This window comes from Streptomyces sp. NPDC048257 (genome assembly GCF_043201855.1).
Taxonomy (GTDB): Bacteria; Actinomycetota; Actinomycetes; order Streptomycetales; family Streptomycetaceae; genus Streptomyces.
Window position 1 is genome coordinate 68018 of sequence record NZ_JBICZI010000031.1, and the last position, 7198, is coordinate 75215.

The window sequence follows — 7198 nt, forward strand, 5'->3', positions numbered from 1 at the left end:
GCCCCACAAGAACGTCAACCCCGCTCCGGCGCATTCGCCGGGGCGGGTTTTTCGTCTTGTTCGGCTACGGGGCAGACGGCCAACTACGGCGTACGCTGCGGCGTATGTGCGGAATTGTGGGTTACGTGGGAGCGCAGTCGGCGCTCGATGTGGTCATCGCCGGACTCAAGCGGCTGGAGTACCGCGGCTACGACTCGGCCGGGGTCGCCGTGCTCGCGGACGGCAGCCTGGCGGCCGTCAAGAAGGCCGGGAAGCTCGTCAATCTGGAGAAGGAGCTGGTCGGGCATCCGCTGCCGTCCGGCTCCACGGGGCTCGGGCACACCCGGTGGGCGACCCACGGCGGGCCCACCGACGCCAATGCCCACCCGCACCTCGACAATTCGGGGCGCGTGGCCGTGGTGCACAACGGCATCATCGAGAACTTCGCCGCGCTCCGGGCCGAACTGGCCGAGCGCGGCCACCGGCTGGAGTCCGAGACGGACACCGAGGTCGTGGCGCACCTGCTGGCGGAGCAGTTCTCGGCGACCTGCGACCTCGCGGAGGCCATGCGGCAGGTGTGCCGGCGCCTGGAGGGCGCGTTCACGCTCGTCGCCGTGCACGCCGACGAGCCGGACGTGGTGGTCGGCGCGCGCCGGAACTCGCCCCTGGTGGTGGGCGTTGGAGAGGGAGAGAACTTCCTCGCCTCGGACGTGGCCGCGTTCATCGCCCACACGCGGTCCGCGATCGAGCTGGGGCAGGACCAGGTCGTCGAGCTCCGCCGCGAGGGGGTCTCGGTGACCAACTTCGACGGCTCGCCCGCGACCGTGCGGGCGTACCACGTGGACTGGGACGCCTCGGCGGCCGAGAAGGGGGGTTATGACTACTTCATGCTCAAGGAGATCGCCGAGCAGCCGAAGGCCGTCGCCGACACCCTCCTGGGCAGGATCGACGCGAGCGGCTCGCTGACCCTGGACGAGGTGCGCATCCCCGTCTCGGTGCTCAGGGAGGTCGACAAGGTCGTGATCGTGGCGTGCGGTACGGCGTACCACGCGGGCATGATCGCGAAGCTGGCCATCGAGCACTGGACCCGCATCCCGTGCGAGACGGAGCTGGCGAGCGAGTTCCGCTACCGCGACCCGATCCTGGACCAGCGGACGCTGGTGGTCGCGATCTCGCAGTCCGGCGAGACCATGGACACCCTGATGGCGCTCCGGCACGCGCGCGAGCAGGGGGCCAAGGTTCTGGCCATCTGCAATACGAACGGGTCGACGATCCCGCGCGAATCCGATGCGGTGCTCTACACGCACGCGGGTCCCGAGGTGGCCGTCGCCTCGACCAAGGCGTTCCTGACGCAGCTGGTGGCCTGCTACCTGGTCGCGCTGTACCTCGGACAGGTCCGGGGCACGAAGTGGGGCGACGAGATCGAGGCCGTGATCCGGGAGCTGTCGGACATCGCCGCGGCGGTGGACACCGTACTGGAGACCATGGAACCGGTCCGTGAGCTCGCGCGCTCGCTCGCCGACAAGAACACCGTGCTGTTCCTTGGCCGGCACGTCGGGTACCCGGTGGCGCTGGAGGGCGCGCTCAAGCTCAAGGAGCTGGCGTACATGCACGCCGAAGGCTTCGCGGCGGGCGAGCTCAAGCACGGGCCGATCGCGCTGATCGAGAAGGACCTGCCGGTGGTGGTGGTCGTCCCGTCGCCGCGCGGCCGGTCGGTCCTCCACGACAAGATCGTGTCGAACATCCAGGAGATCCGGGCGCGCGGGGCGCGGACCATCGTGATCGCGGAGGAGGGCGACGAGGCGGTCGTCCCCTACGCCGACCACCTGATCCGGATCCCGGCGACTCCGACGCTGCTCCAGCCGCTGGTGGCGACGGTGCCGCTGCAGGTGTTCGCGTGCGAGCTGGCGACGGCGCGCGGCAACGAGGTCGACCAGCCGCGTAACCTCGCCAAGTCGGTGACCGTGGAGTAGGAGTCGGGTAGTGGAGTTGTCGTTGTGATTATCGGCGTCGGGATCGACGTAGCGGAGATCGAACGGTTCGACGCGGCGCTGCGGCGCACGCCGAGCCTTGCGCAACGGCTTTTCGTCGACGCCGAGTTGACACTGCCGAGCGGCGAGCGGCGCGGGATCGCCTCGCTCGCCGCGCGGTTCGCCGCCAAGGAGGCGCTCGCCAAGGCGCTCGGCGCGCCCGCCGGCCTGCTGTGGACCGACGCCGAGGTCTACGTGGAGGACAGCGGACAGCCCCGGCTGCGCGTGTGCGGGACGGTGGAGGCGCGCGCGCTGGCGATGGGCGTGAAGTCCTGGCACCTCTCGCTCAGCCACGACGCGGGGGTCGCCTCCGCCGTGGTGATCGCCGAGGGTTAGTCCATGCGTACCGCTTACAGCGTGGAGACCGTACGGGCCGCCGAGCGCGAGCTGATGGCCCGGCTGACCGAGGGCGCCCTGATGCAGCGGGCGGCGGCCGGCCTGGCCGCCACCTGCGCCGGACTGCTGCGGCGCGGCCGCGGCGGGGTGTACGGGGCACGCGTCGTGCTCCTCGTCGGACCGGGGGACAACGGCGGCGACGCGCTGTACGCGGGCGCCCGCCTGGCCCGGCGCGGGGCCGGGGTGACGGCCGTGCCGATGGACCCCGAGCGGATGCACGCGGGCGGGCTGGCCGCGCTGCGGGCCGCCGGGGGACACCTGCGGCGCGCCGTCCCCGCCCGGGCCGACCTCGTACTGGACGGGCTGCTCGGGATCGGCGGACGCGGCGGGCTGCGCCCGGCGGCCGCGGCCCTGGTGGAGCGGATCCCGCCGGGGGTCCCCGTGGTCGCCGTGGACCTGCCGAGCGGGGTGGACGCGGACACCGGGGAGGTGGCGGGGCCGGCCGTCACGGCCGATGTGACGGTGACCTTCGGGGCGTACAAGCCCGGTCTGCTGATCGACCCCGGGGCCACGCGGGCGGGTGCGGTGCACCTCGTGGACATCGGGCTGGAGCTGCCGTCGCCGGAGGTGGAGGCCCTGCAGCACGCGGACGTGGCGCGGCTGCTGCCGGAGCCGACGGCGTCGAGCGACAAGTACCGGCGGGGCGTGGTCGGCATCGTCGCCGGGTCCACGCAGTACCCCGGTGCGGCGGTGCTGGCCGTGGCGGGAGCGCTGCGGGGCGGCGCGGGAGCGGTGCGGTACGTGGGTCCGGCGGCGGAGGCGGTGCTCGCCCGCTACCCCGAGACGCTGATCGGACACGGCCGGGTGCAGGCGTGGGTGGTCGGCCCCGGGCTGGGGGAGGGACGCGTGGGGGAGGTCGCGGAGCTGCTGGCGGGGGACGCGGCGGTACTGGTCGACGCGGACGGGCTGCGCGGCCTGGACCCCCGGGTGCTGCGGGCCCGGACGGCCCCGACCCTGCTGACGCCGCACGCGGGGGAGGCGGCGGCGCTGCTGGGGGTGCCCCGGGAGTCGGTGGAGGCGGGCCGGCTGGACGCCGTACGGGCGCTGGCGCAGCGGTACGGGGCGACGGTGCTGCTGAAGGGCTCGACGACGCTGGTCGCCTCCGGCGGCGAAGCCGTTCGGGTGAACCCGACGGGAACCCCGTGGCTGGCCACCGCCGGGAGCGGGGACGTGCTGTCCGGGCTGGCCGGGTCCCTCCTGGCGGGCGGGCTGCCCGGGGCGGACGCCGGGGCGGTGGCCGCGTACCTCCACGGCCTGGCGGCCCGCAGCGTCGGCGGCCCCCTCCTGGCCCACCAGGTGGCCGAAGCCCTCCCGCAGGCCTGGCGCGACACCCGCCGCCCCTGACGCCGCCGCGGACCCGCGGGCAGAGCCCGGGCGACGGAGAAGGGGCGGGGAGGGGCTCCGCGCAGCGGCCGCATGCCACGGCGCGCCGACCCCCGGGCGACACATTCGCCCCGGGTTCGCCCAGCCCCCGCAGGGCCGGGCGGGGATTCTGAGAGACTGGGGCCGATGAACGAGACAGCGACGCGCGTGTACGCCGAGATCGATCTTGACGCCGTACGGGAGAACGTGCGCGCACTGCGCGAGCGGGCGCCCCGGGCGGAGCTGATGGCCGTGGTCAAGGCGAATGCCTACGGGCACGGGGCCGTGGAGTGCGCCAAGGCCGCCCAGGAGGCCGGCGCCACCTGGCTCGGGACGGCCACGCCCGACGAGGCCCTCGCACTGCGCGCAGCCGGGATCCAGGGGCGCCTCATGTGCTGGCTCTGGACCCCAGGCGGCCCCTGGCGGGAGGCCGTCGAGGCCGATCTGGACGTCTCCGTCAGCGGCATGTGGGCCCTCGACGAGGTGCGGGAAGCCGCCCGCGCGGCGGGCCGCACCGCGCGCATCCAGCTCAAGGCCGACACCGGCCTCGGCCGCAACGGCTGCCAGCCCGCCGACTGGGAGGAACTGGTCGGGGCGGCCGTCGCCGCCCAGGCCGAGGGCACCGTCCGGGTCACCGGCCTCTGGTCGCACTTCGCCTGCGCCGACGAGCCCGGGCACCCCTCCATCCAGCTCCAGCTGGCCGCCTTCCGCGACATGCTCGCGTACGCCGAGAAGGAGGGCGTCGAGCCCGAGGTCCGGCACATCGCCAACTCGCCGGCCACCCTCACCCTGCCCGAGTCCCACTTCGACCTGGTGCGCTGCGGGCTCGCCGTCTACGGCGTCTCGCCCGCGCCCGAGCTCGGCACCCCGGCCCAGCTGGGCCTGCGGCCGGCGATGACCCTCAAGGCCTCCCTCGCGCTGGTCAAGACCGTCCCCGCCGGGCACGGGGTGAGCTACGGCCACCACTACGTCACCGACACCGAGACGAACCTCGCACTGGTCCCGGCGGGATACGCCGACGGCATCCCGCGGCAGGCCTCGGGCCTCGGCCCGGTGCTCGTCGCCGGCAAGGTCCGCCACGTCGCCGGACGCGTCGCGATGGACCAGTTCGTGGTCGACTTGGAAGGAGACCACGCCCGCGCAGGCGACGAGGCCGTCATCTTCGGGGACGCGGAACGCGGTGAACCCACCGCCGAGGACTGGGCCCGGGCGGCGCACACGATCGCGTATGAGATCGTCACCCGTATCGGTGGACGTGTGCCCCGGGTGTACCTCGGCGGCTGAGCGGAGTGAGGGCGGCGGCGTGAGCGAGAACTGGCGCAAGGCCGGCTGGGCCGGCGCCGCCATCGGCGTGATAGCCGCGGGCGCGGCGGCCGGTGTGGCGGTGGAACGGATCACCGTCGGGCGCGGCATACGGATGAAGGCGCGGCTCGCACTCGACGCGGCCGGGGACTACGGGTCCCTGCGCGGCACCGAGGGAACCTGCCGGGCCGAGGACGCCACCGAGCTCTACTACGAGGTCGACGAGCTCCCCGAGGACGGCAAGCGGCGGCGGCTGCGGCGCAAGCCCGAGCCCCAGGCCACCGTCGTCTTCTGCCACGGCTACTGCCTCGGCCAGGACTCCTGGCACTTCCAGCGCGCCGCCCTGCGCGGCGTGGTCCGCGCGGTCTACTGGGACCAGCGCAGCCACGGCCGCAGCGCCCGCGGCCTCGCCCAGGCCGACGGCGAGCCGCTGACCATGGACCAGCTCGGCCGGGACCTGAAGACCGTCATCGACGCCGCGGCCCCCGAGGGGCCGCTGATCCTGGTGGGTCACTCGATGGGCGGAATGACCATCATGGGATTCGCCGAGCAGTACCCCGACATCGTCCGCGACCGCGTCGTCGGCGTGGCCCTGGTCGGCACCTCCAGCGGCCGCCTCGGCGAGGTGACGTACGGGCTTCCCTCCGCCGGTATGGGGGCCGTGCGCAGGCTCCTGCCGGGCGTGCTCAAGGCGCTCGGCTCGCAGGTGGAGCTGGTGGAGAAGGGCCGTCGGGCCACCGCGGACCTCTTCGCCGGGATGATCAAGATGTACTCGTTCGGCTCCCGGGACGTGGATCCGGGCGTCGCGCGGTTCGCGGAGCGGCTGATCGAGGGCACCCCCATCGACGTGGTCGCCGAGTTCTACCCGGCCTTCCAGACCCACGACAAGAGCGCCGCGCTCCGGCTGTTCGCGGACCTGCCGGTCACCGTCATCGCCGGCGACAAGGACATGATCACCCCGCCCGCGCACAGCGTCGCCATCAAGGAGGTGCTGCCCGCCGCCGACCTCGTGGTCCTGGAGTCCACCGGGCACCTGATGATGCTCGAACGCCCGGAGACCGTGACGCGGCTGCTCACGGAGCTGCTCGCGCGCACCGGAGCGGCGGCGGTCCCCGCAGCGACTAACGTTGGCGGGCATGGAAGAAGTACCGCTGGAAGCACAGCGCAGCCAGGCGCCGGCACCTGAGGGCGCGGCCGGCGCGCAGACCCGTATCACCATCGGTTCCCCGGACGCGATGCAGGAGCTGGGGCGACGGATCGCCGCCCTGCTGCGCCCCGGTGACCTCGTCCTGCTGACCGGCGAGCTGGGCGCGGGCAAGACCACGCTCACCCGCGGACTCGGCGAGGGACTGGGCGTGCGCGGGGCCGTGACCTCGCCGACCTTCGTGATCGCCCGCGTCCACCCGTCGCTCACCGGTGGGCCGGCGCTCGTGCACGTGGACGCGTACCGGCTGGGCGGCGGCCTGGACGAGATGGAGGACCTGGACCTCGACGTCTCGCTGCCCGAGTCCGTGGTCGTCGTGGAGTGGGGCGACGGCAAGGTGGAGGAGCTCTCCGACGACCGGCTGCACGTGGTGATCGCCCGGGCGGTCGGCCACGAGGAGGTCCTGGACGACGTGCGGGAGGTCTCGGTCCGCGGGGTCGGGGCGCGCTGGGGCGCCGGGGCCGGACTGGACGCCCTGGCAGGAGCCCTCTCGGAGTAAACGTACCGACAACTCGTCGGCAAGATATTGCGCTGTCGGCGGCGCTCGTGGTGACATGGTACCGAGAGTTTCTTAGGCATGCCTAAGTACGGTGTCCCGGGTCCAGGAGGCAGCCATGTCGGCACCAGCAGGAGCACGTCGCGAACCCCGCCCGTCCACCGTCTCCATGTGGACGCTCCTCGCCGCCGGCGCGGCCGCCACCGCCGTCTCCACCCCACCCGCACGGGAACCCGCGGCGGGCACGAGCGGGCCGGCGGACGGCGCACACGAAGAGGCCGCTCCGGAATCCGAAGCGGCCTAGACGAGTAAGTCCGAAGTCTTCGCGCGCATAAAGCGAGGGTCTCGTTGGTTCGTTTGTGACGACAAACCTCAAGACCCTCGCCACTGCACTCTACGTGAGGATCGATGACTCTCTGGCAGGAACGC

Annotated in this window: 7 protein-coding genes; all 7 read left to right on the forward strand. The window is 73.3% G+C overall.

What is annotated here, in order from left to right:
- Positions 1-104: 104 nt before the first annotated feature.
- The 7 genes from glmS (at position 105) to ACGFZK_RS34400 (ending at position 7073) form a co-directional block, all read left to right on the forward strand.
- A complete protein-coding gene (glmS, locus tag ACGFZK_RS34370) occupies positions 105-1952 on the forward strand; it encodes a glutamine--fructose-6-phosphate transaminase (isomerizing) (RefSeq protein ID WP_393852750.1) in 1848 nt (615 codons plus the stop codon).
- 24 nt (positions 1953-1976) lie between these two features.
- Positions 1977-2345 (forward strand): holo-ACP synthase, encoded by a 369-nt coding sequence (locus tag ACGFZK_RS34375; protein WP_393852751.1) that lies wholly within the window; start codon positions 1977-1979, stop codon positions 2343-2345.
- Between the two features lie 3 nt (positions 2346-2348).
- Positions 2349-3749, forward strand: coding sequence for an NAD(P)H-hydrate dehydratase (locus ACGFZK_RS34380; protein ID WP_393852752.1), 1401 nt, complete (start codon positions 2349-2351; stop codon positions 3747-3749).
- Between the two features lie 165 nt (positions 3750-3914).
- Positions 3915-5051 (forward strand): alanine racemase, encoded by a 1137-nt coding sequence (gene alr, locus ACGFZK_RS34385; RefSeq protein ID WP_393852753.1) that lies wholly within the window; start codon positions 3915-3917, stop codon positions 5049-5051.
- Positions 4996-6255, forward strand: coding sequence for an alpha/beta fold hydrolase (locus tag ACGFZK_RS34390; RefSeq protein WP_393852754.1), 1260 nt, complete (start codon positions 4996-4998; stop codon positions 6253-6255). The genes alr and ACGFZK_RS34390 overlap by 56 nt, the downstream gene beginning before the upstream one ends.
- Positions 6206-6772, forward strand: a complete 567-nt coding sequence (tsaE, locus tag ACGFZK_RS34395; protein WP_393852755.1) for a tRNA (adenosine(37)-N6)-threonylcarbamoyltransferase complex ATPase subunit type 1 TsaE — start codon at positions 6206-6208, stop codon at positions 6770-6772. The genes ACGFZK_RS34390 and tsaE overlap by 50 nt, the downstream gene beginning before the upstream one ends.
- Before the next feature lie 115 nt (positions 6773-6887).
- A complete protein-coding gene (locus tag ACGFZK_RS34400) occupies positions 6888-7073 on the forward strand; it encodes a hypothetical protein (RefSeq protein ID WP_393852756.1) in 186 nt (61 codons plus the stop codon).
- The last annotated feature ends 125 nt before the right edge of the window (positions 7074-7198 follow it).